Genomic DNA, 26,462 nt, shown 5'->3' on the forward strand with positions numbered 1-26,462 from the left:
AGCGTAAGCGAGGATTAACGCCGTTCACTACGGACATAACTATTCCCTCGAGAGCGGCCTAGTCGACCGATGTGGCCGTGGGAACACGCGATCGTCGGCTACCTTGCGTACTCGGTCTTCAGCCATTGCTATTACCGCCGATCACCGGACGGACTCGAAGCCTTCACGGCAGTTTTTGCTTCGGTGTTGCCGGATCTCATCGACAAGCCGTTGGCGTGGGAGTACGGCGTCTTCACCACGGGCTACGCCCTGGGTCACTCGATTTTCTTTGCGGTTCCGCTTTCGATCATCGTCGGTCTCCTCGCGAGACGGGCGAGGCGAACGGGGGTCGGTATCGCGTTCGGTCTCGGCTACCTCCTTCACCTTCCGGCGGACGTCCTCGATGGCTATCTCAGAGGAGGTCGAGTTCGAACGGAACTGATGCTCTGGCCCGTCGAGACGGTCGGTTCGGCGGACGAACGCACCGGATTCTCGGCCGAGTTTTTACGACTGTTCGGTCGCTACCAACAGGAGCTGCTCGCCGGAGAGCTGTCGACCTACGTCCAACTCCAACTCGCGCTCGCGGGGGTCGTCTTCGCGCTGTGGATCGTCGACGGTGCGCCCGTTCTCCGCGAGTGTCTCGTCGGTAGCAAACGGCTACTGCGTCGGCTTCTAGGGCGCTCCGAACGGTCGGTTCCGTCCAGCGACGAGCGAACGTGAGCGTTGGTCTCTCGCACTCGAGACAATCCATCCGACGACGCCTCACTCTTGATGTGGCGGCTTTCGACCTTCCGTGCGTTCGAAATCACCGACCTTCGGATACCGGAAGTTCTCGTGCGTTGAACGGTCAGTCGAACGAGTACGTTGTCATTTACTATCGTATTCGTCTGGATGAGTGTACAACTGTGATGACTGATACGGTTCCCTCCGGTCTCCTCGAGCCGACGGGTACGTTCCCGCGGACTCGAGAGACGGCGCGAAGTCACGACCCGTGCACGTTCTCGTGGGTGAGCACATGACGAACGACTCAACCCGCCGACGAGACGGTGAGCCGAACGGTCCGGAGAACCGCGAGACGACCGGAGAGCAAGACAGGTACCACGCTTCGGAATGGACTCGCGTCGAGACGCTTCCAGTCGATGGAGAGTTCGCGCTCTGTCTGACCCACGACGTCGACCGGCCGTACAAGGGATTTCGATCGCTGTACTACGCGGCCGGCGGGCGACCGGGGTATCACCTTCGCACCGCGTTCTCGTCGTCGAACCCGTACTGGCAGTTCGAGGAGATCATGACGCTCGAAGACGACCTGGGCGTCCGCTCGGCGTTCTATTTTCTGAACGAACAACACTTGCTGTTGGACCGTCCGATCACCGAGTGGCTATCCCCGTCGAACTGGGTACAACACCTCGGTCGCTACGACGTTACCGGCGAGGACATCGTCGAGGTGATCCGGGCGCTCGAGGACGGCGGCTGGGAGGTCGGACTCCACGGTTCGTATCACACCGCCGACGATCCGGTCAGGCTCTCCCACGAGAAAGAGCGCCTGGAGACGATTCTCGAGGGGTCGGTGGTCGGTGGCCGACAGCACCACCTCCGACTCGAGGGAACGGACACCTGGGACCACCATCGGCGGATCGGTCTCAGCTACGATACGAGCCTCGGCTCGGGAACCGAATGCGGGTTTCACGATGGATACCGGCCGATTCGTCCCTTCGGAGACGAGTTCGTGGTCTTTCCGCTGACGATCATGGATCAGGCCCTTCCGGATCCTGGATCGGATCCGCAGGCGGCCCGTCGGGTGTGCGAACGCCTCTTGCTCGACGCGGCGAGAAACGACGCGGTGATGACCGTCCTCTGGCACCCGAGATTCTTCAACGAACGCGAGTTCCCGGGCCACCGGGCGCTTTACCGATGGTTCGTCGAGCGTGCGCTCGAACTCGATGGCTGGGTCGGACATCCGCACGCGTTCGTCCGGGCACTCGAGGAGCGCGCGCCGGTGCATGCGGAATCGGCGGTCGAGCGGCCGGACCGGCAACCGGGGTCAACGGTCACCGGACCGCTCGAAACCGGCCCGACAAACGATACGCCGTTGCGGGGTGACCCATGAACTCGGACGCCCTCGCGACGCTCGCCGTCGTTGCGCTCCTGGTGGTCAGTGGGATCGGCGGGTTCGCAGGCGTAGGATCGGCAGCTTCTCCCGCGACAACGCAGTCGTCCGACTCGTACGTCGTCGAACAGGGTGAGCTCTGTCAGCCCATCGAACCGCTGTCGACGAACAGAACGGTCGATTCGTTCTACGACTACCGGAATCACGAAACCAACCCCGACAGTGATCCGGAAGATCGGCAGTACAGCTCCTACGGAACGGCCCACCTCCAGGAGGACGATACGAGCCTTCTCATGCTCCACGAGGGGACTGATGGGATGAGCCTCGTCGTCGTCCACGACCGGGTTCACGGGGACAGCGACGGCGGTGTTGCGACGTTCGACATCGTCGGCCTCCCGGGCGAAAGCGAGTGGGTCGTCCAGGACGACCTCTACGAGGGCGAGTCGAACATGGCCGAGTGGGACGACGGGGACGGCTGGGCCAGTGCGTCCTGGATCTGGGCCGACGGACGAACCGACGGCGGCGCGATCAACGGTGGACTCAACGACGAGTTCGCCGTGACGATTCATCCGGCGTTCAACGAGAATTCGCCGTTCTATGACGACGACGACCTGTACGATCCGGAGTTCCACGAGGGCGGCGAGATCACCGACTGGCAGATCCTCTCGGGGGACTCGGACGATCCCGATCGAACCCCGCTTCCGTCGCTCGAGGAACCGGTTACGATCCGAACCGGGACGTGTGACGATCCGTCGATCACGTACGATCGGTCGGACGACGACGTAACCGCGACGATCACCGACGCCAGTCCCGAAGACGAGTTCTCCCTGGAAATCACGGGCGAATCCGACGGGGTCGTTCAGTTCGAGCGACTCGAGCTAACCGATCTCGACGGTGATCAGTCCTTCGCGTTCGAGCACGCCGCTCCCGACGGACTGCCGGCATCGCCAGACGACGCAGACTCCCTCGGCGGGCTGACCGTCACTGGAGAGTCGACCGATCAGCCCGGAGCGGTCACGTTCAGCGTCGACGCCGAACTGTTCGACGAGGACGACCTCGAGCCGGAGGCGATCGCCCTGTACGAGGTCAACGGCTCCAGCTGGAACGAATCGGAGACGACGATTCACGACGAATCGGGCGAGACGTACCAGTTCTCGGCATCCGTTTCCTCGCTGGACGGGTTCGTCGTCGCTCAACAGGACGTGGAGCCGGCCGAAGACAGTCAAACGTACCCGATGCCAGGGTTCGGAGCCGGAGCGGCGATCGGCGTCGTGGCGACCCTCTCGCTGCTGTGGGCTGTGAGATACCGAGAGTGAACGCGTTCGTGTTCTCCCTCCGGTGATAACCAAAGGAGTCGCCCGTACGAGACAGTGTCGAGTTAGCTACTCGAGGTCGCAAGCCACCTACTCGAGGTCGTACTTTGTGGCCAGATGCCCAACAAGCGAAGAGACCAGATCGGGATCGTAGGTCCAGAATCCGTAATACCGGCCCGGTTTGCGTTCCTCTGCGAGTAGCGCACACCGTTGGAGTTCGACTCCGGCCCCGTCGAAAATCACGAACCAGTAGTCACCGATCTCACCGTCCGTGTCCGTTACGACGGTCACGTCCCCGCTCCGTTTACTCCACTTTCCGTCGACAAAGACGGTCACGGAGAGCGATTTGTGGTTCGCCAGCCGGTCGTATACGGCAGTCTGCTCGAGCGCTGCGCGTTCCCGTTGGAATCCAGTATACAGCCGACCGTCACCGATACGAACGGCACGCTCTTCGATTTCGCGCGACGTGGCGAGCATCTGTCGACGGCTGTAGGATCCAAACAGCGTGTTCTCGAGGAAATCGAACAGCACGCTGGTATTCGCTGGCGAGTCCGAAAGCACCCACGGTGGATGAATGTCGGGGGAGAGAATCTCCGCGAACTGATCGAGGCCGAGCGCTCCGCGGAATTCACCGCCGGAAGTTCGGATCACGACGAAACCGGGATCACCGAGGATCGTCGTCGGTCGGTGTTCGACATCGACGTTCTGGGTCGAAAACTGCCGTTTCAGTTCCGCTGCGGTCCGCGGGTCGTCGGTGTATACCTCGAGACGCTTTCGATGGGCTTCGATCTCGTCGATCGCGTCACGAAGGCCGTTCATCGGTATCGACTCCGAGAAACGAACGGATCGCCTCGTGGATATCGGTTTCAGTAACGGTTCCGCTGTCGTACTCGTAGGTGATCATGTCGTGGTCGTCGAGCCGTGGTAATACCACGTGATGGAGACGAATACGTTCGCGTTCGTACTCCGACTCCGTCGCGATCGTCGCCTCGTCTGCGGCCTGTTCTGCGACGATAACCGAAGCGAGTTCGTCGATCGTCGTATCCGGTCTCTCGTAGAGCCATCTGATCGTCGCTCGGACGGACGGGTCCGAGAACAGTCGAAGGAGTTCCTCGACGGAGTGGTCGAGGTCGGCCTCCCGAAGCTCAGAGACGGATACTGAACGATCATTCATCCATGTTTGGACGGAGTTCGCTAGACGTTCGTAAATATTCGCGGGTGGAATAGGCCGACGTTTGACATCCTTCCCGCTTTACGGACGGGACGTTCACCTCGAATCGTTTGGACGGGTCTCGACGGTCGTCGAACGAAATCCCCCGATACGGTCTGTTATAAGTCGGTACCGGTACGCACAGACAGCAATCCGTTCAGTCGCTGCCGATACCGACCGATCTCGAGGGCTCCGAGGCGACGTCGCCGTCGAATTGACGAACTGACTCGAGTTCGTCCACCCGACCGTGTGCGGTCGCGACGTCGACGATCACGTCCGTGAGGTTTTCTCTGTCCGAAAGGAACTCGTCGCGCCGGCGCTGCCACACCTCGTCGACGGTTTCGCTCTCGAGTATCGCACTCGAGCGTTCGATGATCTCCTGGGCTGACGTGACGTTGTGAATGAGTCCGTGGTTCTCGAGTTCGACGAAGTTCCCCATGTCGTCGTCACCGACGAACGAGTTCGATCGGATCGCCGGCGTTCCGAGCAGTGCCGCTTCGGTGACCATCGTCTGGGTATCCGCGACGAGCAGCGTCGCCTCCGAGAGCGCATCGTGCATCAGCGCGGGGTGAAGGTCGAACGGACGAGCGGGCAGTCCCTCAAGGTCGGCATCACCGCCCTCGTCGGAGACGAAAACCGTCGCATCGTCGCTCAGCCGATCGACGATCCGATGCCGATCGTCGCCGGAAATCCCCGCTTTTCCAACGTCGTGTTGTGATCCGAAGGCGTTGAGCCGGAGGATGACGTACGACTCGTCGCGTCCGATCTCGAGTCGGTCTCGAATCGACGGATTCGGCTCGTAGACGTCCGGGTGCAGGTACGCACACTCTTTGAATCCAGAGAAGACGTAGTGACGTTCACCGAGATCCTTCTGGAACGTGTTGGGTGTGAGAACGGCGCGGGCGAACGGCGTCGAGATCGTGTGATCGAAGGACGCCGGCTCGGAATCGATGAACAGGACCGTCGGCGTCACGATCACCGCACCGGTGTGGGCGGCGTACCCGCCCATGCCGACGACCAGATCCGGATCGAACCGAAGCGCGAGTCGGATCGCACGAGCGTAGTGTGCCGGAAGCCGACTCAGCAACGACCCCTTCGTCGTTCCACAGCGACCGTAGATCTCGTAGGGGAGATCGTACCACTCGAGCAGGTCGACGGTGCAGGTGTAATCGCGTGCGAGGACGAGCACATCGTGTCCCCCCTCACGGAGCGTTCGAACCGCGTGTTTGTACAGATGGACGTGCGCTGGCGTGTTCGTAAAGAACAGATATCTCATTTGGAGGCCACCGTATCCTGTCCGTGAGATGCCGGACCGACGAGGTTTGTTATCTAGCTCATACCCGAACGAACGCTCTTCCAGCATCGAAACAGTACGGCTGTAACCGAGGTTCGCCGGCACGCGTTCTGGTCCTGTACTCTCGAATTCGCCGGTAGCGAGCGTATAATAATGTGAATACGTTCTGGATCTGTTGTGGATGCAGTCGCACGGCGTTACACAATCGGAGGCGAAGAACCAGACGATACCGCGTTCTCGAGCGCTCGACCGGTACGTTTCCGTTCTCGACTCGACTCTCGAGTACAGTCGTCGTCGCGGGTACGCCGGCCCGGACTACGGCGACGGAATGAGCAGCGAGCTCCTTCAGGCGTTCCCCCTCGAGAACCGACTCCTCAATCTGGGTGTTCAGGAGATCGTCAAACGGACGCCGGTGGACGTCAGACCGCTCTTGCGCGTCGAACACCGGCGAAACTACAAGGGAGCGGCCCTGTTTGCGATGGCCAACCTGAACTATCACGAACTGGCGTGCGCCCTGGGAACCCGGGCCGACGTTTCGTTCGATCCACAGGCCGAGGCCGCAACGCTGGCCGATTGGCTGCTCGAGGAACGGATCACGGGATACAGTGGCTTCTGCGGCGGTCACCGTCACGAGATCCAGCACTTGCACACGAAAGGCGTTCCGAGCGATCCGGACATCGTCTCCACGACCTACGCGGTCAGGGCGCTCCTTCGAGCGGCATCACTCGACGACCGATACGCCGAGATCGCTCGAACTGCGTCCTCGTTCCTGGTCGAGGACCTGAACTACCGGGAGGTGTCCGAAGGCGCGAAGATCGACTACCACATGAACCATCCCGAGGACTCGTATACGCTCAATTCGGCGGCGCTCGGCGCCGGGATGCTCGTCGACCTCTATGCGGACACCGGAGAGGACGAACTCCGACACCGGGCGGCACGGATCCTCGATCACGTCGCAGCCCACCAGACGGAGATCGGCGGCTGGCCGTACCGTCTCCCGGCCGATGCCTCGCACCTCTCGATGGACAGCCACCACAACGGATTCATCATCGAGTCCTTCCAGCGGTATCGAGACGTCGTCGACGACGGGCGATACAGCGACACGCTCTCGTCTGCCCTCGAGTTCTACCGAAACGAACTGTTCGAACTGGACGGCGCGCCGAACTTCGACGAAACGAACGCCTATCCCCGCGACATCCACGCAAGCACCCAGGGAATGCTCGTTTTCACTCGCGAGGGCGACCTCGAGTTTGCAGAGCGTCTCCTCCGATGGGTGCTCGCGAACTTGCAGGTCGAACCGGGACGGTTCTACTTTCGGAAACATCGATATCACACGAAACGGGTGACACTGATGCGGTGGTGTCAGGCGTGGATGTCGTACGCGGTCTCGGAGTTTCTCCTCGCTGCCTCCGATCGGATGGCAACCGAAACTGACGGATTTCGGTAACGTCACCGATCCTCCCCTACCGATCTGTGAGCGTTTATGACACTCTTCGATCGGTTACAGACCGGATAACAAGGGGGGTCGTGACCCCACGAGAAGATAGATCCCGATGGACGTCACACGAATCGGTCTCGAGGACTGGCGCGACGCCCTCCCGTCGAGCGGCTACGAATTCTTTCACGACCCGGACGCCCTCTCCGTTCTGGACGATCACACGACGGCCGATCTCAGACTGTACGGGGCGTACAAAGGTCAGCAGTCGGTCGGACTGTTGCCCGTCTTCGTCGGTGAAAAGTCTCTCGGGACGACCGCGCTCTCGCCTCCGTTGTCCCTCGGCGTGCCGCGCCTCGGCCCGTTGATAACCCCGAACAGCCCGAAACCACGGAAAGCAGAGCGAATCAATCGGGAGCTAGCGACGGCCGTCGTCGACGATCTCGCCGCGGACCGACGTTCGACGCTCTTTCGAATGACCTGCCCCCTCGAGTACACAGATCCGCGACCGTACGCCTGGAACGGGTTCACGGTCGAGCCACAGTTCACCTACGTCGTCTCCCTCGAGGACTGTGACGATCTCGAGGACGTCATGGCCGGCTTCAGCAAGAGCCTTCGAAACGAGATGCGTCGGTACGACGAGATCGACCTCACGATCGATACCGAAGGAATCGACGCGGCCCTTCGGGTCTACGACGACGTGGTCGCCCAGTACGAGGAGTACGGAGATACCGCGCCGATGTCTCGGCCGTTCCTGCGCGATCTCCTCTCGACGGTCGATGACGATCGATGGCGAGTGTACGTCGCCAGAACGCCCGACGGAGCGTACCAGAGCGCGATCCTGACGCTGTACTCTCCCGACCTCGCCTCCTACTGGCAGGGTGGCGTCACCGCGTCCTACGAGCACGTCAGTGTGAACAACCTCCTGCATCGGGCCATCCTCGAGGACCTCGTCACCGATCCCGAACTCGACTCGATAACGGGGTACGATCTCGTCGGCGCGAACACCGAGCGCCTCTGTGAGTACAAAGGGAAGTTCAACGGCGAGCTCAGCCCCTACTACGTGATCGAATCGTCGGGTCTCGAGATGTCGATCGCCAAATCGGCCTACCGGAAGTTCTCGAGTATGAAATGACGGGGCTGATCGATCCTGGCCTGCAGACGAAACTATCGATCGGAACCGTCCCGTCGAGAGCCTGATGATTCCCTCGAGAACTACGTTACGAACGTCCCGTGACGGGCGCGAGCGTGCCACGGACGGTGACACCCGTCGTCACTCGAACTCCGCAGTATCGCCGCGTCGGTAGCGGTCGAGTCGACGGTAGCCGTGGATCGTCGAGCCCTCGTCGAGCTCGATCTCGTACCGACCGATGATGTCCTGCGTGTCGGGGACGGCACGTCGTTCGACGACCTCGACGATGGCCCGCCAGCCGTCGTCCGTCGGCACGATCTCGCTGACGCCGTCGAACTCCCGACCGATGAGTTCCGTCGCGGTCGACTGGACGGTCTTTCGAACCGCGAGAACGCCCTCGATCTCCTCGTGATCGGTGTCAACGTCGGCGTCGACCGACTCGGGATCGGTCTTCTCCTCGGCCGTCATATCGACGCTCAGATCTCGACTTCGCTGTTGTGCGTTTTGGTCGTCGTCCTGTTCTCGTTCGTCGACTGTCTGACTATCGCTCACGGTTGAATCACTCTCGTCGTGCTGGTAACAGAAGCCGTCGTCCTGAGCCGGGCGCGAACAGCGCTCGCCGTCCTCGGTGAGCGCTTGGCACTGGTCCGGCGAGCGTTTGGTGTCGGCTTCAGCCATTGTCGGTGGTCGTGGGTCGGGTCGGTGGATTGCTTGTTCGTCCGTCGTCGTTACTCAAACCGCCTCGGTGATGGTCGATCGCAACTCGTCGATGCTTTCGGCGTCCTCGCTCGCAGTCTTCGGGGAGAGAACGTCCGTGAAAACCTCCGCCAGGAGGTCGTCGTCGAACTGGCCGCCGTCGTCATCGTCGTCGAAGACCGCAAGCCCCTTCGCGGCCGTGATCGCCGCTCGAGTTCCGACGACGATCTCGAGTTCTTCGCGGAGCGTTCGCGTCGTCTCGACAACTGCCTCGACGGATTCGTCCGACAGATCCACGTGTGCACGAACGATCTCTCCCTCGGTCTCGCCGTCGTAGTAGCCGACGTGAACGCCGACGAACCGATCCAGCAGCGCGTCTTGCTGGCGGTGGACGCCGGCGTACTCGACGTCGTTCGACGTGACTATCGCCCGGAACTCCGGATGGACGTCGATCGTTCGATCCTCGCCGCGTTTTCCCGGTCGCTCGAGGACGCCTTCCTCGAACACCGAGAGCAACACGTTGTGGGCCGCGGGGTTGCTGCGCGAGAACTCGTTGTAGACGAGCGTCGCGCCCTCTCCGACCGCGACGGAGAGCGGGTTGTCGACCCAGCGCTCGCGTACGATCTGGGTCTTTTTGTTCACGCCGCCGACGAACCGATCGTGTTCCTCGTAGCGCTCTCCGCCGGCGTGTGCGCCGACGAGCGCCGCAGTATCGACGGCGTCGTCGCCGTTCAGCCAGACGACCGGTCGTCCCCGCTGTGCCGCCGCCGAGAGCGCGAGCGCCGTCTTTCCACAGCCCGTCGGTCCGATCAGATGAACCGGCTGAGCCGCCTCGAGCCAGCCGTCGATCCTGTCTCGAACCTCGACGACGGCGTCGGTCTCGACGAACGGCTCGGGACGGACCTCGTCGGGGCTCTCGAGTGGACGGTCTCCGGTTCGCTCGCTCGCCGTGACTTTCGAAGCCGTTCGAGCGAGCTTCTTCCTGGCTCGTCGGCTCTCTTTCCGTTCGCGGTCGGCCCTGATCTTGCGACCGCGGACCGTTCGCTTGCGCGAGGAACCGTCCACCATCGGGATTACTCTGAAGCGGACTGTGGCGACGATTCGGGTCGGCGCTCGACCTCGAGCTGCTCGAGATCTTCGAGCTCTCCCTCCGCCGTCGCTTGCTCAATTTTTGCGATCTCCTCCGCGTAGTGCAGGAACGTATCGACCGATGCGACGACGACTCGTGCCTCGATCGTCAGGAGTTCGATTCCGACGACGGAGACTCGAGCCCAGACGTCGATGACGACGCCTTTGTCGAGAATTCGATCGAGCACTTCCGCGAGACTCGAGGAGTCGGGTCTGCGTTGTGGGTGTGCCATAAGACATCCATCCGTTCACGACTCGCTCGTAACACGGCTCGCGCTGCGATTGCAAGGTGCCTCGGCTGCTCGTTGTCGTGGCGAGTATCGACGGAATCCAACGGGATCTGTAGAGAATCGGCGGCCGACGCCCAGTCGCTCTTTCGGTGTCGAGTGGAGGCTGCGACTGCAAGCACCACGATGACACCACGAGCGATCGAAAACACCGCTACGAGTTGCTCGAGTACCCGCGGATACCGATCCCTCTCGAGAGAGTCGACAGCTCACACCCATGATATCCCCACGACACAACCCCCTCGAGATCGGCGGCGAACCGGACCGACGAGTGCGGAAGAGATCGGTGGATCACCGCCGGTGCGGTTTCGGGGTGAAGCGGCGATGAACAACCGGTACGTCTACGGCATCATCGACGGCGAACCGGTCGAGTTCGACGCGCAGGCGGTCGGCGGCGCTGATCGCGTCTATACGATCTCGCACCGGCGTCTCGGTGCCGTCGTCTCCGACATCGAGACGACCGATCCCGAGGAGACGGACGAAGACGCGACGCGACACGACGAGGTCCTTCGAACGGTTATGGATTTCGACGGTGGACGGCCGGTCGTTCCGATGCAATACGGCATGGCCTTCGAAAGCGATCGGGCGCTGAAAAACGTCCTCCGAGGAGCCCGACCCGCGTTCAGGCGCGCGCTAAACGACGTCGAAGACCGCGTCGAACTCGGCGTCAAAATCGTCCGCGACGAGGACGCCGTCGTCGACGCCGACGAAATCGACGCGACGGTCGAGTCGCGTCTCGAGCCGATCGCCGCCCAGTCGGTTCCGAACGATCTGTTCAGCGATCGACTCGTTCTGAACCGATCGTACCTGGTCGAGCGCGACGAACGCGAGATGTTCGACGAGGCGGTCGCCCGCTTCGAGGACGACCACGACGACCTCACAGTTCAGTACTCCGGGCCGTTCGCACCGTATAGCTTCGTCGACGTCGCGATCGGAGCCCAACGATAGCCATGTTCATCCTCGATGATCTCCTGTTTCGGCCGTTCGTGGGCATCGTCGATGCCTTACACACCATCGCTCTCGACGAACTGTACGACGTAGAGGGCCTCGAGGACGACCTCAAAGAGAACCAGTTGCTGTACGAACTCGGTGAGCGCTCCGAAGACGAGTACCGGCGTCGCAAGGACGAACTCGAGACGGAACTGGAGGTCGCCCGCGACGTCCACGAGCGGCTTGCGAGCGGTCGCGTAGAGGTGAAACGATAATGACCGAGGACGATCCCGACGTTTCGGACGACCGGTTCGATGAATCGAACGACGACCACTGGCTCTCGAGCCTACTGGCTGCCCTCGAGAGCCTCGAGCGGAGATCGGCGTCGGATGTCGATCGGCGCGGTCGATCGACCGTCGAATACGATCTCTCGATTCGAACGCTCGACGACCTGCTGGATAGCGGATCGGCGTTCGGGGGGGACCCGGTCGCCAGCGAAGGCTTCGACCAGCGAGATCCGGCGGTCAATGACGGTTCGGACGAGCGGACGAACGACCACAGACGCCGTCGTCGTCGACGATCGCGTTCATCGCGTTCGTATCATCTGACGACTCGACGGTACGACGACGAACTGGTCATCTCGGCCGACGTTACCAGTGCGGATCCCGGCGAGGTCACCGTCGGACTCGACGACGACGCGATCGTCATCGCCGTCGACACTCGAGAAATCGGCCGCGTGAACGTACCCTGGCCCGAACACACGACCGAGGCGGCGGTCCGAAACGGTGTCCTCACCGTTCGAATCGAGCCCGAATCCAGCGCGGGTTCGGCGGCATCGGGAACGGAAGTGGACCCGAACGAAGACACGGAGGACACCGATGAGTGACGGCTCTTTCGTCGACGAGGGATTCGACGAACTCCTCGAGGATGCCACCCGGAGCCTCGAAACCATCGAGGAACGTCTCGGTGGACTCGAGAGTCTCGACGAACTCGATGACGACGAACGGCAATCGATACTCGGTGACGTCGAGACGCTCACGACGGTCGCGATAGAGGCCGAAGAGTTGCTCGAGACGGTCGACTTCGGAGAGCTTCCCGAGGCGGTCGACGGCGACGATCTCGTCGAAGCGATCGAACTCGGAGAGCTTCCCGAGGTGCTGGGGGACGAAGACAGCGGCCCCGGCGACGTCGTCGATTTCGAACGCGCGTTCCGGGCGATCGATCTGCTTTCGGCCTGGGACGCGACCGATCTGGCCGACCTGTGGGAAGAAAAACGCGAACTCGAGGGCGCTGTCGACGACGTGGCTGCCGACGACGAAGACGCGAACGTCCTCGAAGAGACGGTATCCGCGGTAACGGACGAGAGTGACGATCTCCTCGAAGGAAACGACGACCTCCTCGGTGACGCCGAACCCACGGACATTCTCGGTGATATCGACGTCATGGAGGATCCACAGGCGTACCAGATCGCCATCCAGCAGGCGGCAATCGAGGGGATCGACGCCTTCCGCGAGGGCTTGCTCGAGGCCCACGAGACGTTCGAACGGCTCTACGAGCGAAACCGGGAGACGATGCGCCGACAGGACGCGAGCGCGAACTCGCGGAACCCGACCGCAGCGTCGACGGTACCGGTCGAACGGAGAGACCTCGGCGGCGGCGCCCGACACGCGACGGTTCCCCAGCAGGTTCGGCTCTCGACTGCGCCCAGCCGAACGCGAATCTACGGCCGTCGGTTCGAACTGGAGCGAGAGAAACGGAGGAACGACGATGGTCGATGACTTCCAGCCGAGCCGACAGAAGACCGACCTCGCGGAGGTCGTCGAGATGTTGCTCGACAAGGGGATCGTCATCAACGCCGACATCGCGGTCTCGATCGGTGACACACAACTGCTCGGCGTTCAGGTTCGTGCCGCGATCGCCTCCTTCGAAACCGCCGCGAAGTACGGTCTCGAGTTCCCCGAGGGGACGGACATGCGACGCGTTGCCGAGGCGGTCGACGACCCCGAAATCCTCGAACAGGAGCGACCGAACCCGGCGATCGATCCGACTCGAGGTGTCAACGTCTCCCCTGACAAGCGCTCCGACGACGAACGCGCCGAAGCCGACGAGGGAGGCGACGAAAACGCGGATCAGAGGGCCAATAGTCGATTCGAACGGTCCGACCGCGGAACCGAACGCGTCGGCGCGCGGCCGGATCCCGATCGGCCGACCGGCGGCGGGTTCGACATGGTCGGTGAGGACACCGAGACCGGACACGACGGGGGCGATGGCGGGGACGAATCGAACGCGGGGGACGACGCCGCGGCCGCAAAAACGGAGGGGAGCTAACGTGAACCAGATCGACGTCGGAGACGGTGAGGACGCGCGACAGGGGCTCCTCACGCTCGTCGTTACCGTCGTCGAGATTCTGATCGGCGCACTCGAGCGCGAGGCGGTTCGACGAATGGAGTCGGGAACGCTCTCGGAGGAGGAGATCGAACGCCTCGGATCCCAGCTCGCGACGATCGAGGCCGAAATCGAACAGCTAAAACGAGACGAGGAGATCGAGGAGGGTGTCGACGATCTTCGAGGAGATCTGGACGGGCTGGTTACCGACGCGATCGAACAACTTCACGGCGATCCCACAGGCGTTTACGAACCCGGCTACTCCGTCTTCGGAGGGGATCCGGAATGAGTTTCGACGACGGTTCCGATAGACTCGAGGGCGTCGACGCCGGAGCGCAAGGGGCTATCGACGCCGGAGAGCGGACGGCTACCGGCGCTGATACGGGCGACGTCCCGGCACTCGAGGAGGGCCGGTACCTCTACTGTCTGGTTCGTGCCGATTCTGAGGACACCCTCGAGACGACCGGCGTGGAATCACAGCCGGTCTCGCTCGTCGCATACGACGAGGTCGCCGCCGTTGTCCATCCCTGCGACGAGATCTACGACTCTGCGGACCTCGCACAGGTCCGGCGCTGGCTCGTCCGCCATCAGACGGTCGTCGACGAGGCCGGCGACCGATTCGGGACGCCGATCCCGTTCCAGTTCGATACGATCCTTCGCGGCGACGACGATGACGTTCGCGAGTGGATAAATCAGGAGTACGACACGATCGAGCCAACCCTGTCGGAGCTGGCAGACCACTGGGAGTATCGCGTCGAAGTCGTCGAAACCGATCCCGTCGACGATGAAGCGCTGGTGCAGCGCGACGATCGGCTGCGGGAACTCGACGCGAAAATCGGTAATTCTGAGGAGGGAACGGCGTATCTGCTCGAAAAGCAGTTCGACCAGCGGATCACCCAACTGCGGGTGTCCCGTCGGGAGTCGCTGACGGCCGATCTCGAGGATCGACTCGCCGACGAAGCCCGGGAAGTCCATTCACTCGAGCGATCACCGACGGTGTCGCTCTCCGACGATCCGGCAGACGAAACGAACGGGACGGCCGGCGAAGAGACGCTCTGTCGGCTCACGATTCTGGCTCACGAGGACGACGAGGGAGCGATCGGCTCGGTACTGGACGATGCGGCTTCGAACGACGGTCTCGAGATCAGGTTTACCGGCCCGTGGCCACCGTACACGTTCGCGCCAGAGCTGGGTGAGGACGCCTCGAATCGGGGACTGGCACGCGATCAGCGACCATGAGGCCGCGAAAGGACGACGAGGCGCTCGTGGACGTACTCGACGTGGTACTCAGGGATGGCGCAATTCTCCGCGCCGACGTGATCGTCTCGATCGCTGATATTCCCCTCGTCGGGATCAAACTCACCGCCGCCATCGCCGGAATGGAGACGATGACGGAATACGGCCTCTTCGAGGAGTGGGACGTCGAGCGAAGGCGATCGACGATCACCCGCCGTCAGTACGGGCGACGAGACGCCCTCGAGAGCGATCGAACCGGATCGGTCACCGTCGGCAGTCGAAACCGAGAGGAGACATAGCCAGACAGATCTGGACGTCCGAGGCGCTGGAAACCGAAGAAAGACGGGACAGAACGGAGCACGCTTGCTGTGGTGTCGACGATCACGTTTCGATTCAACTGCGTATTCGAACTGCCGTTCGTCTTCGTCCCTGCGGGGGCACGCTGTCAGGCGAACTTCGGCCGCTCGGTCGTCAGCTCGACGTCGCCGGAAACTCCCTCTTCGTTGTGTTCGTCGTCGTAGACGTACTGTCCGGTCGATCCACAGAGCGTACACTCGTACGACTCGGAAATCTCGTTGATCATCTCGCCGTTTTCGAAGTAGACGCGGCTCTGGGTGATCTGCAGGAACTGTGGCGTCTCGCAGTTTGTGCAGGTGATCATACCAGAGGCGTGGGTTCCTCCGGTTGTAGTTATCCGGCTTGTAACCGAAGGGAAGTCGGTTCTACGCCGGTATTACCGCCGTTTTCGACATCGTGGTAATCAAGCACAAGCCAACTGGGGGGAGAACCCCTGTACGCGCCCGTGACACGAGGTAATCACGACCTACTGCGAACTGAAACGGTGATGACGACCGACACCCGAGTAACCGAGCCACGAGTACGATCGCTCGAAAGACCCGGAATAAGTCCGGAAATTTCGGATTGACCACGTCGGGCGGACCGGATCGATAAGTCACAGCAGTTCCCTAGTACCAACCTGTCGGCACTGATCCACTCTGTATGACGTTCCCTCGAACCGAGGGAGAGTGTCTCTTCCACGAAGTGCAGACCACCCATTCGTTCCGTCCGCTCGTTCGTTCGACTCGAGCGTATTCGAACCCTTTCTCGAGGACGTGTCGACGTAGAAACCCCAAACTCACCCGTAGCACCGCGCTATACGCGCGGTATCCGGATCCTGTCAAAAGTTCGCGTGTGTTACGTGTGGCCAACCCACTCCATAACAAAGGGGGAACTCGCCGTTGGCTCGTGTGCGGGGATACAAACGCCCCGCCGGGTATTACGCTCGGCACAGGCGTCGACGCGCTGACCAGCCGATTGCGTGCGTTCGTGCCCGGATCGCTCGGAAGTGGACTCGCCCCCGCTTCGAGTTAGCTCATGTCTCTCACGCCAGGGTGGGCTCCCGCCCCCGCCCAGGTTACTCGTCGTCTTGGTCCTCGTCTTCGTCGAAACTGACGTCCTCGAAGTCGGCATCCACGAACTCTTCGTCGTCCGCTGTGGCATCCTGCGCCCCGGGGTTTGGACCGCCGGCCATGCCACCCATTCCTCCGGCACCAGCGCCAGCACCGGCTCCGGGACCGCCAGCGCCGGCAGCCGCACCGTCGGCACCCGCAGCACCTGCCTGTTGCTGGTACATCTGTTTGCCGATCTCCTGGAGTTCCGAACTCAGCTCTTCGGTCGCGGCCTCGATGTCTTCGGCCTCGGAATCGTCGTCGTCGATCGTTTCCTCGAGATCTTCGACTGCCGCTTCGATCGTCTCGCGGAGATCGTCGTCGACCTGCTCGTCGTTTTCCTCGAGCAAGGTTTCTGCGCGCTGGATCGTCGCCTCGGCGGTGTTTCGTGCCTCGATCCGCTCGCGCTTTTGCTCGTCCTCTTCGGCGTGTTTCTCGGCCTCCTCTTGCATCTTCTCGATCTCGTCGTCGGAGAGGCCGGCACCGCCTTCGATGGTGATCTCCTCGCTCTCGCCCGTCCCCTTGTCCTCTGCGGAGACGTTGACGATCCCGTTCTCGTCGATGGAGAACGTGACCTCGATCTGTGGAGTGCCTGCTGGGGCGGGCGGGATGCCCGTCAGGTGGAACTCACCGAGCATCTCGTTTTTCTGGGCGAGTTCGCGCTCCCCCTGGAACACCCGGACCTGAACCGACGTCTGGTTGTCCGCTGCGGTGGTGAATATCTTGGACTCCTCGGTCGGAATCGTCGTGTTCTTCTCGATGAGCCGTTCGAACAGTCCGCCTTTGACTTCGATCCCAAGCGACAGCGGCGTCACGTCGAGCAACACGATATCGTCGACTTCCCCGCCCAACACGCCGCCCTGGATCGCCGCACCCAGCGAAACGGCCTCGTCCGGGTTGACGTTCTTCTGTGGATCCTGTCCGGTTAGCTCTTCGACCTTTTCCGACACCTGTGGCATTCGCGTCGAGCCACCGACGAGCAGGACTTCGTCGATGTCGTCTTTGTCGTAGCCTGCGTCCTCGAGCGCTTGCTCGGTCGGTTCGACCGTCCGATCGATCAGGTCCTCGGTGAGCGATTCGAACGTGGCACGGGTGAGCGATTCCTCCAGGTGGATTGGGCCGTCGTCGGTCGCGGTAATGAACGGGAGGTTGATTTCGGTTTCCTTGCGCGAGGAGAGTTCGATCTTCGCCTCTTCGGCGGCGTCTTTGAGCCGCTGGAGTGCCTGACGGTCGTCACGGAGGTCGATGCCGTGTTCGTCCTCGAAGCTCTCTGCTAGCCAGTCGATGATGGCGTGGTCCCAGTCGTCGCCACCGAGTTCGTTGTCACCGTTGGTAGCGACGACCTCGTAGACGCCGCCGCCGAGGTCGAGGATCGAAACGTCGAACGTTCCGCCACCGAGGTCATACACCAGGACCGTCTGGTCGGAGTCGTCGTCGAGTCCGTAGGCCATCGACGCTGCCGTCGGTTCGTTGATGATGCGTTCGACCTCGAAGCCGGCGATCTCGCCGGCGTCCTTGGTCGCCTGACGCTGGCGATCGGAGAAGTACGCCGGGACCGTGATGACGGCCCGTTCCACCTCGTCGCCGAGATACTCCTCGGCGTCGCGTTTGATCTTCTGGAGGATCATCGCGGAGATTTCCTGGGGCGTGTACTCCTCGCCCTCGATCTCGACCGTGTAGTCGTCGTCACCGATGTGGCGTTTGATCGAGGCGATCGTCTTTTCGGGGTTCTGAATCGCCTGATTCTTCGCCGGCTTACCGACGAGACGCTCGTCGTCGTCGGTGAAGGCGACGACCGACGGTGTCGTTCGATCGCCTTCGGCGTTGACGATGATCTCAGGATCGCCACCTTCCATCACCGCGAACGCGCTGTTCGTCGTCCCGAGGTCGATACCGAGAATCTTGTTACTCGCCATTATGGGCGATATAGTGCGCACTTTGTTTTAAACGTTACTAGCTACGACGAACCGACGAATAAAAACTCGTGGCGGTGACTCGAGCGACCGTGAACGCACCGATCGACGCGACCCCTGTGACCGGTCAGGATGCTGTCTCGGTGACCAACCGTCGCGGTGACCAGCCGACTCGAATGCCGGAGAAGGCGAACGGGATTCGCGCCGAGTCAGACGTTTCTGCCACTATTTTCTAGCCCCTACGTCATGTGAAAAACGGAGCAACGAACCGACAGAATCTCGAGTCCGACCGGCTCACGGCTGTCGATCGCTCGTGGCGAGCGATCAGGACTGACTCGAGCCGTCGTCCGAGTCCTCGGTATCGCCGTCGGTCGCCTCGTCAGCGCCGTCGTCGACTGCTCCATCGAGTTCGATCGCATCCTCCTCGGGTTCGTCCCCGTCGTCACCAGTCTCGTCCGCGTCGTCTGCCTGTGAACCGGTCGAATCGTCCGCCGTCTCGGGCTCGTTGCCGCTGTCCGACGCCGGTTCGGATTCTCGTTCGGCCGACTCCTCCTCGAGTTCGCCGTTCGAAACCGTCACCTGTGCGTTCTGGATGACCTTATCGCCCATCTCGTACCCGGGGGTATAGACGTCCGCGATCGTCCCCTCCGGCAACGCGCTGTCGACGTTCATCATGACCTCGTGACGCTGGGGATCGGTTTCGGTTCCGGGTTCCGGATCGATCTCCGAGACGTTTTCGTCCTCCAGCACGCGGTCGAATTCTCGGAGCGTCATTTCGACACCGTCGCGGAGGCTGTCCGCGTCGCCGCTTTCGTCCTCGAGTGCGCGCTTTAAGTTGTCCCGGACGCCGATGAGGCGCTCGACCAGATCCTCAGTCGCCCGGTCTTTGATCTGTTGCTGGCGCTTTTTCGCGCGCTTTTTGTAGTTCTGGAAGTCGGCCTGCTTGCGCTTGAGGCGGCTCTGGAGGTCTTCGATCTCCGATTCGTACTCGACGACCTCCGCTTTGCGCTCCTCGAGTTCGCTCTCGTACTCTTCGAGTCGATCCTCGCGCTCGGAGATCACTTTCTCGCGTGCCTCTATATCCTCCTGAAGCTCGTCGATCGTGTCGGCTTGGGCTTCGATTCGCTCCGAGAGATCCTCGAGTTCCTCGCGCTGGTGATCGACCGTCGTCGAGAGCTGTCTAATTTCGTCGACGATCGAGTTGATTCGATCGCCAAGCTCGTCGTCGTACTCGGTGACACGGTCGAGGATCTGTCTGACCTCCTCGCTCGTCTCTTCGCGCGAGACCGATTCACTCGAGTCGGATCGCTGTCCGCCCTCGGCGGAGTCTCCCTCGGCCGATTCCGACGACGCGGGACTCTGTGGTGTTTCCGCGTTCGCATCGGCGTCGGTTTCACCGCGTTCGGGCTCGTTTTCGTCCGATTCTTCCTCGGACGGGACACTCTGGGCTGCGGAGTTCGTGCCCTCGTCTTCGCTCATGTTCGGACCAACGAACAGCGGTAATAAAAGGGTTGAGGTCCCCGCTCGAGACCGTGCATAGAAGTACCACCGTTACCATCTCGATGGTCTCCGATCCCGATAGTATATGGCCGTTCGTCTCCGATCGGAGGACGTGACGCGGTCATCGGACGGTGCTTCGACCGTCGAGCTTCGATACGAGGACGGAACGATTCGGATCGACGGGCTCGAGGACGAGCCGGCACTCGCGCGATCGGTTCGGGACGCGATCCCGGAGCTGGACGTGGACCCGCGAACCGACGGGTTTCGCGTTCCCGCGTTTCGGTACGCCGAGCTTCGAGGGGCGCTCGCGGGGAGCGGGCGCGCTATCGACGACCGGGTCCGATCGTTCGACGGGTCGCTTCCGGCGCTCGAGTCCGCCTACGAGCTTCGGGAGTACCAGTACGACGCGCTCTCGGCGTGGCTCGAGACGGATCGCTGGTCGAGCAACGGCGGGTCGTCGGAGGCGCTGACGACGGCGACTCGAGCGACCGTCGCTCCCGCGGGCGTCCTCGAGTTACCGACGGGAAGCGGCAAGACCGTCATCGCGCTCTATGCGATCGAACGTCTGGCGGTTCCGACGCTCGTCGTCGTTCCGACGATCGACTTGCTGGAACAGTGGCAGGGAGAACTCGAGGCGGAGTTCGGCGTGTCGATCGGCCGCTTCGGCGGCGGCGAGCAACGGCTCGAGCCGATCACCGTCTCGACGTACGACTCGGCGTACCTGAAAGCGGATTCGGTTGGCGACAGATTCGCACTCGTCGTCTTCGACGAAGTTCACCACCTCGGCGGCGAGGGCTACCGCGAAATCGCTCGGCTGCTCTCGGCCCCCGCACGACTGGGACTCACCGCCACGTTCGAGCGCCCCGACGACGCCCACGAAGTTATCGAAGAGATCGTCGGACCAGTCGTCTACCACCTCGAGCCAGACGATCTGGCCGGCGAGCACCTCGCCCCCTACGACGTCAAACAACTCGAGGTGGAGTTGACTCCCGACGAGCGCGAGGCGTACGACCGAAACCAGGAGATCTTTACGAACTATCTGGCGCGCTCGAATATCCGAATGCAACGTGGCTCGGACTACCAGGAACTCGTCAAACGCTCCGGGAACGATCCCGAAGCCAGGCACGCGCTGCTCGCGCGACAGCGCGCCCGTGAGATCATGCTGGGAAGCGACGCGAAGATCGAGGCACTCGAGGAAATTCTCGCGGATCACCGCGACGAGCGAACGATCGTCTTTACGGCGCACAACGACCTCGCCTACGACGTCAGCGAGCGATTTTTGATTCCGACGATCACCCACCAGACCGGGGCCAAGGAACGCCGGGGGATACTCGAGCGCTTTCGCGACGGAACCTACACCCGGATCGCGACGTCGAACGTGCTGGACGAGGGCGTCGACGTTCCTGACGCGTCCGTCGCGGTCGTGCTCTCGGGCAGCGCGAGCGAGCGGGAGTTCACCCAGCGTCTCGGCCGGATTCTGCGCCCGAAATCGGACGGGGGGCGCGCACTCCTCTACGAAGTCATCAGCGCTGAAACCGGGGAAAAGCGCGTCTCCCGGCGACGCCGGTGAGACCGTACACTCCGTCGGACCGCTTTTGACGGTCGGGGCGCAAGCGACGGGTAGATGCTGACGAAGGACCTGCTTCGGATCTCGCGGGCCGGTGGCGGCTATCACCCGCAGTTCGCCGCGCGCGAGCACCGGCCGCTCGCGGCTCGCGTCGTCGGAACCTATCAGGGCCACGTAGACGAGACTCGCGGGGAACTCGAGGACGCCCTGACCGACCTCGAGCGCGATGCGGACGACTTCAAGCTGGTCCGGGGGTTCGCCGCGTTGCTCGAGCGCGACGCGACGTTCGAAACCGAGGCTGCGATCGAGCCCGAACGCGCCCGACGCGCGGCGTTCGAAGCGGCCGAAGCCGTCGACGTCGTCACGGCCGACGAGCGAGCGATGGCGCTCGTGCGCGCCGGCGAGTCGTTCGGCGTCTCGGCCGACGACCTCGAGCGGTCGTTCTACGCCGATCTCGACGAACGTCAGGTTCTGACCGAGGTCGATCCGCGCTGGGATCCCGACGGACTGCTCGCCCAGTACAACCTCTCGCTCGCCCAGACCGCGCTGTTCGACGCCACGGAGCTTCGGGTCCGTTCGAGCGATCCGAACGGACTCGTATCGGCGGTCAAGCGACTGCGGCTGATGTACGAGATTCGAAAGCGAACCGAGAATGAGACGAGCGGCGATGCGAGTAACCGCGAGGTCGTCGTCACCGGACCAACGCACCTCTTTCGGTCGACTCGGCGGTACGGCACGCGCTTTGCACGCCTCCTGCGGACGGTCGCGAGCGCGAACGCGTGGCACCTGGAGGCGACGATCGACGACCGCGGAACCGAGCGACTCCTCGAGCTATCGGACGACGACCCGGTCGGCGTTCCCACCGCCGATCCGGTCGCGGACGTGAGCTTCGACAGCGGCATCGAGGCCGACTTCGCGGCTCGGTTTAGCGACCTCGACCTCGAGTGGGACCTCGTGCGCGAGCCGGAGCCCCTCGCGACGGGAACGCGAGTGATGATCCCGGATTTTTCCTTCGAGTACGAACACGCATCCTTTCGGGTCTTCTTCGAAATCATGGGGTTTTGGACGCCGGAGTACGTCGAAAAGAAGCTGAAACAACTCGAGGGGCTCGAGGAGGTCGAACTGGTCGTCGCCGTCGATGAATCCCTCGGCGTGGGCCAGGAGATCGCCGCCAGAGACTTCCGGGCGATACCGTACTCGGGATCGGTCAGAATCAAAGACGTCGTCGACGTACTCCGGGAGTACGAACGCCAGCTCGTGGCCGAGAGCGCCGCGTCCCTGCCCGGAGAGATCGTCCCCGACGACGACGTGATCTCGCTCGAGAAGCTCGCGAACCGACACGGCGTCAGCGTCGACGCGCTGGCCGACGTGACGGTTCCCGAGCACGACCGGATCGGCCGCACGTTGATCCGGCCGACCGTTATCGATGCACTCGAAGAGGCGCTCGACGTCGGAATGGACCTCGCGGATGCCGAAAGCCGACTCGAGGAGTACGGAGTCTCGGACTCGAGTGCGATGCTTTCGAGACTCGGCTACCGAGTCGAGTGGGACGGTCTCGCCGGCGGGACGATCGTCGAACGGTGAACCGACCGAAAACTGTTTGGATCGTTGACGAGTATCGAACGATATGGCCTACGCTCGAGACGAGTCCGACGGATACCGGGAGATCGATCGGTTCGACGACGGGGTCGGATGGATCGCACACCGAGAGGAGTTCGGCCAGCGTGCGAGTCACGCCGTTCGCGGCGAGGAGGGGATCTGGTTGGTCGATCCGCTTCGAGCGCCCGGCGTCGGCGACCTGATCGCGGCGCTCGAGGACGACGTCGTCGGCGTGACCGTCTGCTCGTGCTGGCACGCTCGAGATGCCGACTGGTTCGCGCGCGAGTACGACGTGCCCGTCTCCGTTCCCGAGTGGATGGGACGCATCGAAGAGCGCACCGACGCACCGGTTCGGCGCTACGACGACCGGCCGGCTCCCACGATCCGCGTCCAGCGCTGTGAGCCGGTGCCGATGTGGAGCGAGGCCATCCTCTTTTGGGAGTCGCACGAAACGCTGTACGTGCCGGACTCGATGGGGACGCTCGATCCGTTCGTCGTCGGAAACGAGCGGATCGGCCTCGAGCTTTTCCGACGCCTCGCGCCGCCGCGGTCGTTGCGTCGCCTCGAACCGGACCGAATCCTCGTCGGTCACGGAGACGGTGTCTTCGAGGACGCGACGCGGGCGCTCGAGAACGCGCTTGCGGGCGGACGACGACGGTTCCCACGGGCCCTCTTCGAGAACGGGCCGGGAACGGTTCGGTCACTCGTCGGAGCGATTCGTGAGTGAGCGGACGAAACCGTAATCGAGACGGTTCGGACCCGTCGATACAGTGAAAACCGAGCTACAGCTTTCGCTGTCGTCCCTTGGGCATCATCGAACGGAGTTCGCCGTGGACGTACATCCCGACGCCGATCGGCTCGAGGTCGCCGGCGAGTTCGTGGCCGACGACGAGGTAGCCCCAGTCGCCGTCCCACTCGAGTTCCTGGTCCTCGCCGGCGACGAACCGTCGGGCGGCCTCGGGATCGAGCTCGATCACGCACGTCTGGGCGTGGCGGCCGAAGCGCTGGACGAAGTCGGTCGTCGGCTTCCAGTGTTCCTGGCGGGTTCGCAGGCAGGTCATCCCGATCGCTTCGATCTCGAGCGGCGAAGACGCCTCGCCGGCGTAGATCCAGATCTTGCCCGCTCCCTTCTCCCAGAACGTGTAGTCGTCGAACGTTTCGGGCGGAATCCCGAATCGATCGTCGACGTACTCGAGGACCTCGCGTCGGCTGGCGCGGCCCTCGACGGTTCGCTCGGCCTCGGTGGCGGGCAGTCGATCGAACCGCTGGCCGTCGTTCGACTTCCGATCGGCGTCCCGATCCTCGGCGTCCGCTCGGTCACCGTCGGTCATTCGGCGGTCACCTCGAGTTTCGCGACGAAGAAGCCGCCGGTGTCGTTGTGGTGGGGGTAAATCCGCGCGGTCCGCTCGAGCGTCGGATCGAACGCCTCGCCGTTCCACTCCCGGAGGCCGGGCGCGTACTCGAGGTCGAAGTCGAAGTCGACGACGCGGCAGGGCTCGTTCTCTACGGCGTGCTGGACGACGGCCTCGTTTTCCTCGGGGGCGAACGTACACGTCGAGTAGACGACGGTGCCGCCCTCGCGCGTGGTCTGGATCGCCCGACGGAGGATCCCCTTTTGAATCCCGGCGACCGAGTGAAGGTGGTCCTCGGACCAGTTGTCCAGTGCGTCGGGGTTCTTTCGAATCGTCCCCTCGCAGGAACAGGGGGCGTCGACGAGCGACCGGTCGAAGGCGTCGAACGTGAACGGCTTCATCGAGAAGTTTCTGGCGTCGGCGTTGGTCACCGCGAGGCTCGTTGCGCCCAGTCGCTCGGCGTTGAACCGCAGTGCAGAGAGCCGACCGAGGTTGTTGTCGTTGGCGACGACGGTCCCCCGATCGTCCATTCGGGCCGCGATCTGGGTCGTCTTTCCCCCCGGTGCGGCACAGCAGTCCCACACCCGCTCACCCGGTTGGGGATCGAGGACGACCGGCGGCACGGCCGAGACCTCCTCCTGTCCGTGCGTAAAGCCGTGGACGGACGACCACGTCGATCCCGGCGAGTCCGTCTCGAGGCGAAGCACGCGCGGATTCCACGACGCCTGCTCGAACGCGACGTCTTCCTCTTCGAGCGTCGCCGTCGCCCGCTCGACGGGCGCCTTGATCGTGTTCACGCGGACCGCGTTTCCGAGCGGTCGCTCGCACGCCGCGAGAAACCTCTCGAACTCGTCGACGATCGGCCGGTACCGCTCGAGAGCCTCCATTTGTCGAGCGTTCGTCGGCGCGGCGCTTGTGGGTTTCGAAGCGATCGCGACGAGTAACCGCCATGCCCGGCCGGCCGAAGTTCGTCATCGCGTTCGTTACTCTCCGACTCCGGCCGTCGGTTCGCCGTCCCGACGGTTCCGTGCGTTCTTCGCGTACCATCGTTTTATGGTCACGCCGCGACTCCTCTCGCCTATGGCACAGATTCGCGTACAGGGTCCGGAGGCCGACCTCGAGGAGCCGACGATCGTCGAGGGATTCCCGGGCGTCGGACTGGTTGGAAAGATCGCGACCGACCACCTCGTCAGCGAACTCGACATGCGCTACTACGCGAGCGTCCACTGCGAAGGGCTACCCCGGATCGGCGTCTACCGCGGCGACGAGCGGTCGGTTCGCCCGCCGGTTCGCCTCTACGTCAGCGAAGAGCACGACCTGTTGGCGCTCCAGAGCGATGCACCTGTCAGCGCCCAGGCCGTCGAGAACGTCGCCGATTGCGTCACCAGCTGGATCGTCGAGCAGGACGCGACGCCGATCTATCTCAGCGGCCTTCCCGACGAGCGAGAGGACGACCGTCCGTCTCTCTACGGGATCTCGACCGGCGAAGCGGCTGAAACCCTCGAGACCCACGGTGTCGCCGTTCCGCCGGAGGACGGGGTCGTCACGGGACCCACGGGCGCACTGATCAACCGAGCTGCACAGCTCGAGTATGGGTGTCTCGGCCTCGTCGTCGAGTGCAGTCCGCAGTTCCCCGACCCCGAGGCCGCGAGCGTCCTGCTCGAGGACGGAATCGCGCCCATCGCTGACGTCTCGCTCGACGTTCGCGAACTCGTCGAACGGGCCGAAGAGATCCGCAAGAAACGCGAACAACTCGCCCAGCAGATGCAGGCGATGGGTCAAGACGAGAGTACACAGGCCCAGCCGTTGCGGATGTACCAGTAGTCACCTTCCGACCATCGAGCGGTCGGCCCGGCCACGATCCGTACGGCGAGCCAGCGTCGCCGATTCGAGCAACTCGATCGGCGGCGACGAATCACGCGCTCGGCGCGTTCCGTCGTCTCTTCGGCGT

28 protein-coding genes are annotated in these 26,462 nt (G+C 63.0%); 17 read left to right on the forward strand and 11 right to left on the reverse strand.

What is annotated here, in order from left to right; genetic code table 11:
• Positions 1–69 precede the first annotated feature (69 nt).
• From EA462_RS07375 to EA462_RS07385, 3 genes are all read left to right on the forward strand, one after another.
• Positions 70–699: a metal-dependent hydrolase gene (locus EA462_RS07375; RefSeq protein WP_124177929.1), complete on the forward strand. Its 630-nt coding sequence runs from the start codon at positions 70–72 to the stop codon at positions 697–699.
• Positions 700–994: 295 nt separating this feature from the next.
• A complete protein-coding gene (locus EA462_RS07380) occupies positions 995–2,086 on the forward strand; it encodes a polysaccharide deacetylase family protein (protein ID WP_243641383.1) in 1,092 nt (363 codons plus the stop codon).
• Positions 2,083–3,402, forward strand: coding sequence for a hypothetical protein (locus EA462_RS07385; RefSeq protein ID WP_124177930.1), 1,320 nt, complete (start codon positions 2,083–2,085; stop codon positions 3,400–3,402). Before EA462_RS07380 ends, EA462_RS07385 begins: the two co-directional genes overlap by 4 nt.
• Before the next feature lie 87 nt (positions 3,403–3,489).
• Here EA462_RS07385 and EA462_RS07390 read toward each other — a convergent pair whose 3' ends face one another.
• The 3 genes from EA462_RS07390 to EA462_RS07400 form a co-directional block, all read right to left on the reverse strand.
• A complete protein-coding gene (locus EA462_RS07390; protein ID WP_124177931.1) occupies positions 3,490–4,218 on the reverse strand; it encodes a DICT sensory domain-containing protein in 729 nt (242 codons plus the stop codon).
• Positions 4,202–4,573, reverse strand: a complete 372-nt coding sequence (locus tag EA462_RS07395; protein ID WP_124177932.1) for a DUF7344 domain-containing protein — start codon at positions 4,571–4,573, stop codon at positions 4,202–4,204. Before EA462_RS07395 ends, EA462_RS07390 begins: the two co-directional genes overlap by 17 nt.
• 193 nt (positions 4,574–4,766) lie before the next feature.
• Positions 4,767–5,885, reverse strand: a complete 1,119-nt coding sequence (locus EA462_RS07400; RefSeq protein WP_124177933.1) for a DUF354 domain-containing protein — start codon at positions 5,883–5,885, stop codon at positions 4,767–4,769.
• Positions 5,886–6,084: 199 nt separating this feature from the next.
• Between EA462_RS07400 and EA462_RS07405 the strand changes: the two genes are divergently transcribed.
• Positions 6,085–7,350: an antibiotic ABC transporter permease gene (locus EA462_RS07405; protein WP_207891641.1), complete on the forward strand. Its 1,266-nt coding sequence runs from the start codon at positions 6,085–6,087 to the stop codon at positions 7,348–7,350.
• A 106-nt stretch (positions 7,351–7,456) separates the two neighbouring features.
• Positions 7,457–8,473 carry a GNAT family N-acetyltransferase gene (locus EA462_RS07410; protein ID WP_124177934.1) on the forward strand — a complete coding sequence of 339 codons (1,017 nt, stop codon included), beginning with the start codon at positions 7,457–7,459 and terminating at the stop codon, positions 8,471–8,473.
• Between the two features lie 138 nt (positions 8,474–8,611).
• Here the strand turns inward: EA462_RS07410 and gvpO are convergent, their stop codons facing one another.
• From gvpO to gvpA, 3 genes are read right to left on the reverse strand one after another with little or no spacing between them, the layout of a single operon-like run.
• Positions 8,612–9,148, reverse strand: a complete 537-nt coding sequence (gvpO, locus tag EA462_RS17720) for a gas vesicle protein GvpO, halophile-type (RefSeq protein WP_124177935.1) — start codon at positions 9,146–9,148, stop codon at positions 8,612–8,614.
• 54 nt (positions 9,149–9,202) lie between these two features.
• Positions 9,203–10,234 (reverse strand): gas vesicle protein GvpN, encoded by a 1,032-nt coding sequence (gvpN, locus tag EA462_RS07420; protein WP_124177936.1) that lies wholly within the window; start codon positions 10,232–10,234, stop codon positions 9,203–9,205.
• A gap of 5 nt (positions 10,235–10,239) precedes the next feature.
• Positions 10,240–10,527, reverse strand: a complete 288-nt coding sequence (gene gvpA / locus EA462_RS07425; RefSeq protein ID WP_124177937.1) for a gas vesicle protein GvpA — start codon at positions 10,525–10,527, stop codon at positions 10,240–10,242.
• Positions 10,528–10,905: 378 nt separating this feature from the next.
• Here gvpA and EA462_RS07430 point away from each other — a divergent pair, with 378 nt between their 5' ends.
• Genes EA462_RS07430 through gvpM form a run of 8 tightly spaced genes read left to right on the forward strand, consistent with a single transcriptional unit; the run spans position 10,906 to position 15,431 of the window.
• Positions 10,906–11,529, forward strand: a complete 624-nt coding sequence (locus EA462_RS07430) for a GvpL/GvpF family gas vesicle protein (RefSeq protein ID WP_124177938.1) — start codon at positions 10,906–10,908, stop codon at positions 11,527–11,529.
• 2 nt (positions 11,530–11,531) lie between these two features.
• The gene (gene gvpF, locus EA462_RS07435) at positions 11,532–11,786 is read left to right on the forward strand and encodes a gas vesicle protein GvpF (RefSeq protein WP_124177939.1); all 255 of its coding nucleotides are present in this window, start codon (positions 11,532–11,534) and stop codon (positions 11,784–11,786) included.
• Positions 11,786–12,397 (forward strand): Hsp20/alpha crystallin family protein, encoded by a 612-nt coding sequence (locus EA462_RS07440; protein ID WP_124177940.1) that lies wholly within the window; start codon positions 11,786–11,788, stop codon positions 12,395–12,397. The genes gvpF and EA462_RS07440 overlap by 1 nt, the downstream gene beginning before the upstream one ends.
• The gene (locus EA462_RS07445) at positions 12,390–13,289 is read left to right on the forward strand and encodes a hypothetical protein (protein ID WP_124177941.1); all 900 of its coding nucleotides are present in this window, start codon (positions 12,390–12,392) and stop codon (positions 13,287–13,289) included. Before EA462_RS07440 ends, EA462_RS07445 begins: the two co-directional genes overlap by 8 nt.
• Positions 13,279–13,839: a gas vesicle protein GvpJ gene (gvpJ, locus tag EA462_RS07450; RefSeq protein WP_124177942.1), complete on the forward strand. Its 561-nt coding sequence runs from the start codon at positions 13,279–13,281 to the stop codon at positions 13,837–13,839. The genes EA462_RS07445 and gvpJ overlap by 11 nt, the downstream gene beginning before the upstream one ends.
• Before the next feature lies 1 nt (position 13,840).
• Positions 13,841–14,185: a gas vesicle protein K gene (locus EA462_RS07455; protein WP_124177943.1), complete on the forward strand. Its 345-nt coding sequence runs from the start codon at positions 13,841–13,843 to the stop codon at positions 14,183–14,185.
• Positions 14,182–15,135, forward strand: coding sequence for a gas vesicle protein GvpL (gvpL, locus tag EA462_RS07460; RefSeq protein WP_124177944.1), 954 nt, complete (start codon positions 14,182–14,184; stop codon positions 15,133–15,135). Before EA462_RS07455 ends, gvpL begins: the two co-directional genes overlap by 4 nt.
• On the forward strand, positions 15,132–15,431 hold the full coding sequence (gene gvpM, locus EA462_RS07465) for a gas vesicle protein GvpM (protein WP_124177945.1): 300 nt from the start codon (positions 15,132–15,134) through the stop codon (positions 15,429–15,431). The genes gvpL and gvpM overlap by 4 nt, the downstream gene beginning before the upstream one ends.
• 146 nt (positions 15,432–15,577) lie before the next feature.
• Here gvpM and EA462_RS07470 read toward each other — a convergent pair whose 3' ends face one another.
• The 3 genes from EA462_RS07470 to grpE all read right to left on the reverse strand — a co-directional run bounded on the left by EA462_RS07470 (position 15,578) and on the right by grpE (position 19,972).
• Positions 15,578–15,793 carry a hypothetical protein gene (locus EA462_RS07470; RefSeq protein WP_124177946.1) on the reverse strand — a complete coding sequence of 72 codons (216 nt, stop codon included), beginning with the start codon at positions 15,791–15,793 and terminating at the stop codon, positions 15,578–15,580.
• A gap of 753 nt (positions 15,794–16,546) precedes the next feature.
• A complete protein-coding gene (gene dnaK / locus EA462_RS07475) occupies positions 16,547–18,496 on the reverse strand; it encodes a molecular chaperone DnaK (protein WP_124177947.1) in 1,950 nt (649 codons plus the stop codon).
• 321 nt (positions 18,497–18,817) lie between these two features.
• Positions 18,818–19,972 carry a nucleotide exchange factor GrpE gene (grpE, locus tag EA462_RS07480; protein WP_124177948.1) on the reverse strand — a complete coding sequence of 385 codons (1,155 nt, stop codon included), beginning with the start codon at positions 19,970–19,972 and terminating at the stop codon, positions 18,818–18,820.
• A gap of 106 nt (positions 19,973–20,078) precedes the next feature.
• Here grpE and EA462_RS07485 point away from each other — a divergent pair, with 106 nt between their 5' ends.
• Genes EA462_RS07485 through EA462_RS07495 form a run of 3 tightly spaced genes read left to right on the forward strand, consistent with a single transcriptional unit; the run spans position 20,079 to position 23,886 of the window.
• Positions 20,079–21,563, forward strand: coding sequence for a DEAD/DEAH box helicase family protein (locus tag EA462_RS07485; protein WP_124177949.1), 1,485 nt, complete (start codon positions 20,079–20,081; stop codon positions 21,561–21,563).
• Between the two features lie 54 nt (positions 21,564–21,617).
• On the forward strand, positions 21,618–23,144 hold the full coding sequence (locus EA462_RS07490) for a DUF790 family protein (protein WP_124177950.1): 1,527 nt from the start codon (positions 21,618–21,620) through the stop codon (positions 23,142–23,144).
• A 43-nt stretch (positions 23,145–23,187) separates the two neighbouring features.
• Positions 23,188–23,886 carry a hypothetical protein gene (locus tag EA462_RS07495; RefSeq protein WP_124177951.1) on the forward strand — a complete coding sequence of 233 codons (699 nt, stop codon included), beginning with the start codon at positions 23,188–23,190 and terminating at the stop codon, positions 23,884–23,886.
• Positions 23,887–23,941: 55 nt separating this feature from the next.
• On the opposite strand, the gene EA462_RS07500 is transcribed toward EA462_RS07495, so the two are convergent.
• Both EA462_RS07500 and EA462_RS07505 read right to left on the reverse strand, forming a co-directional pair.
• Entirely contained in the window at positions 23,942–24,490 is a 549-nt protein-coding gene (locus EA462_RS07500) for a DUF7122 family protein (RefSeq protein WP_124177952.1), read from the reverse strand.
• Positions 24,487–25,398, reverse strand: coding sequence for an RsmB/NOP family class I SAM-dependent RNA methyltransferase (locus EA462_RS07505; protein ID WP_124177953.1), 912 nt, complete (start codon positions 25,396–25,398; stop codon positions 24,487–24,489). The genes EA462_RS07500 and EA462_RS07505 overlap by 4 nt, the downstream gene beginning before the upstream one ends.
• Before the next feature lie 193 nt (positions 25,399–25,591).
• On the opposite strand from EA462_RS07505, the gene EA462_RS07510 reads away from it, so the two are divergent.
• Entirely contained in the window at positions 25,592–26,335 is a 744-nt protein-coding gene (locus tag EA462_RS07510; protein ID WP_124177954.1) for a proteasome assembly chaperone family protein, read from the forward strand.
• Positions 26,336–26,462 lie beyond the last annotated feature (127 nt).

This window comes from Natrarchaeobius halalkaliphilus, from assembly GCF_003841485.1.
Lineage (GTDB): Archaea > Halobacteriota > Halobacteria > Halobacteriales > Natrialbaceae > Natrarchaeobius > Natrarchaeobius halalkaliphilus.

What these genes read in the sequence shown, in the direction of transcription:
- EA462_RS07445 (WP_124177941.1), top strand. Translation starts at nt 12,390, where the DNA reads ATGAGTGACGGCTCTTTCGTCGACGAGGGATTCGACGAACTCCTCGAG.
- EA462_RS07410 (WP_124177934.1), top strand. Translation starts at nt 7,457, where the DNA reads ATGGACGTCACACGAATCGGTCTCGAGGACTGGCGCGACGCCCTCCCG.
- EA462_RS07510 (WP_124177954.1), top strand. Translation starts at nt 25,592, where the DNA reads ATGGCACAGATTCGCGTACAGGGTCCGGAGGCCGACCTCGAGGAGCCG.
- gvpN (WP_124177936.1), bottom strand. Translation starts at nt 10,234, where the DNA reads ATGGTGGACGGTTCCTCGCGCAAGCGAACGGTCCGCGGTCGCAAGATC.
- dnaK (WP_124177947.1), bottom strand. Translation starts at nt 18,496, where the DNA reads ATGGCGAGTAACAAGATTCTCGGTATCGACCTCGGGACGACGAACAGC.
- EA462_RS07385 (WP_124177930.1), top strand. Translation starts at nt 2,083, where the DNA reads ATGAACTCGGACGCCCTCGCGACGCTCGCCGTCGTTGCGCTCCTGGTG.
- grpE (WP_124177948.1), bottom strand. Translation starts at nt 19,972, where the DNA reads ATGAGCGAAGACGAGGGCACGAACTCCGCAGCCCAGAGTGTCCCGTCC.
- gvpL (WP_124177944.1), top strand. Translation starts at nt 14,182, where the DNA reads ATGAGTTTCGACGACGGTTCCGATAGACTCGAGGGCGTCGACGCCGGA.
- gvpJ (WP_124177942.1), top strand. Translation starts at nt 13,279, where the DNA reads ATGGTCGATGACTTCCAGCCGAGCCGACAGAAGACCGACCTCGCGGAG.
- EA462_RS07505 (WP_124177953.1), bottom strand. Translation starts at nt 25,398, where the DNA reads ATGGAGGCTCTCGAGCGGTACCGGCCGATCGTCGACGAGTTCGAGAGG.
- EA462_RS07500 (WP_124177952.1), bottom strand. Translation starts at nt 24,490, where the DNA reads ATGACCGACGGTGACCGAGCGGACGCCGAGGATCGGGACGCCGATCGG.
- EA462_RS07485 (WP_124177949.1), top strand. Translation starts at nt 20,079, where the DNA reads ATGGCCGTTCGTCTCCGATCGGAGGACGTGACGCGGTCATCGGACGGT.
- EA462_RS07375 (WP_124177929.1), top strand. Translation starts at nt 70, where the DNA reads ATGTGGCCGTGGGAACACGCGATCGTCGGCTACCTTGCGTACTCGGTC.
- EA462_RS07390 (WP_124177931.1), bottom strand. Translation starts at nt 4,218, where the DNA reads ATGAACGGCCTTCGTGACGCGATCGACGAGATCGAAGCCCATCGAAAG.
- gvpM (WP_124177945.1), top strand. Translation starts at nt 15,132, where the DNA reads ATGAGGCCGCGAAAGGACGACGAGGCGCTCGTGGACGTACTCGACGTG.
- EA462_RS07430 (WP_124177938.1), top strand. Translation starts at nt 10,906, where the DNA reads ATGAACAACCGGTACGTCTACGGCATCATCGACGGCGAACCGGTCGAG.
- gvpA (WP_124177937.1), bottom strand. Translation starts at nt 10,527, where the DNA reads ATGGCACACCCACAACGCAGACCCGACTCCTCGAGTCTCGCGGAAGTG.
- EA462_RS07490 (WP_124177950.1), top strand. Translation starts at nt 21,618, where the DNA reads ATGCTGACGAAGGACCTGCTTCGGATCTCGCGGGCCGGTGGCGGCTAT.
- gvpO (WP_124177935.1), bottom strand. Translation starts at nt 9,148, where the DNA reads ATGGCTGAAGCCGACACCAAACGCTCGCCGGACCAGTGCCAAGCGCTC.
- gvpF (WP_124177939.1), top strand. Translation starts at nt 11,532, where the DNA reads ATGTTCATCCTCGATGATCTCCTGTTTCGGCCGTTCGTGGGCATCGTC.
- EA462_RS07495 (WP_124177951.1), top strand. Translation starts at nt 23,188, where the DNA reads ATGGCCTACGCTCGAGACGAGTCCGACGGATACCGGGAGATCGATCGG.
- EA462_RS07400 (WP_124177933.1), bottom strand. Translation starts at nt 5,885, where the DNA reads ATGAGATATCTGTTCTTTACGAACACGCCAGCGCACGTCCATCTGTAC.
- EA462_RS07440 (WP_124177940.1), top strand. Translation starts at nt 11,786, where the DNA reads ATGACCGAGGACGATCCCGACGTTTCGGACGACCGGTTCGATGAATCG.
- EA462_RS07405 (WP_207891641.1), top strand. Translation starts at nt 6,085, where the DNA reads ATGCAGTCGCACGGCGTTACACAATCGGAGGCGAAGAACCAGACGATA.
- EA462_RS07380 (WP_243641383.1), top strand. Translation starts at nt 995, where the DNA reads ATGACGAACGACTCAACCCGCCGACGAGACGGTGAGCCGAACGGTCCG.
- EA462_RS07395 (WP_124177932.1), bottom strand. Translation starts at nt 4,573, where the DNA reads ATGAATGATCGTTCAGTATCCGTCTCTGAGCTTCGGGAGGCCGACCTC.
- EA462_RS07470 (WP_124177946.1), bottom strand. Translation starts at nt 15,793, where the DNA reads ATGATCACCTGCACAAACTGCGAGACGCCACAGTTCCTGCAGATCACC.